The sequence below is a fragment of the Nonomuraea recticatena genome (assembly GCF_039533245.1).
Classification (GTDB): domain Bacteria; phylum Actinomycetota; class Actinomycetes; order Streptosporangiales; family Streptosporangiaceae; genus Nonomuraea; species Nonomuraea roseola.
Genome location: NZ_BAAATE010000190.1, coordinates 1 through 544, shown reverse-complemented (window position 1 = coordinate 544; position 544 = coordinate 1). Strand labels below are relative to the sequence as shown.

Here is a 544-nt window from a genome sequence, read left to right as displayed (position 1 = left end):
GGGCCTGGCGGTGACGGTGGAGATCACCCGGTTGGCGTGAAAGCCCAAACCCAAGCACTAGCAGGCTGCAAGCTCACCGCCTCGCGGGCTGCAAGCTCACCGCACTAGGGCATGTCTTCAAATGATCGTTGCTGGTGGATCATGGTGTTGTGATGCGTCGCCATGAACTGTCGGACGCCGAGTGGGAGTTCGTCCGGCCGCTGCTGCCCGAGTCGTCGCGGGGACGTAAAAGGCTGGACGACCGCAGGGTCCTGAACGGGATCGTGTGGAAGTTCCGGACCGGGACGGCCTGGCGGGACGTGCCCGAGCGCTATGGTCCGTGGGCGACGCTGCACACCCGTTTCCGCAGGTGGGCGGCGGATGGCACGTTCGACCGGATGCTGCGGGCCGCCCAGGCGCAAGCGGACGCGGCGGGTGACGTCGACTGGCTGGTGTCCCTCGACTCCACCGTCGTCCGGGCCCACCAGCACGCGGCCGGGGCCCGAAAAGGGGGCTCCGCGACCCGGCCCTCGGCCGGTCCCGAGGTGGCCTGACCAGCAAGATC

At 68.8% G+C, this 544-nt stretch carries 1 pseudogene; it reads left to right on the top strand.

Annotated elements, in window-relative coordinates:
* Positions 1–131 precede the first annotated feature (131 nt).
* Positions 132–544: pseudogene (locus ABFX50_RS51095) on the top strand (IS5 family transposase); the annotation flags it as partial.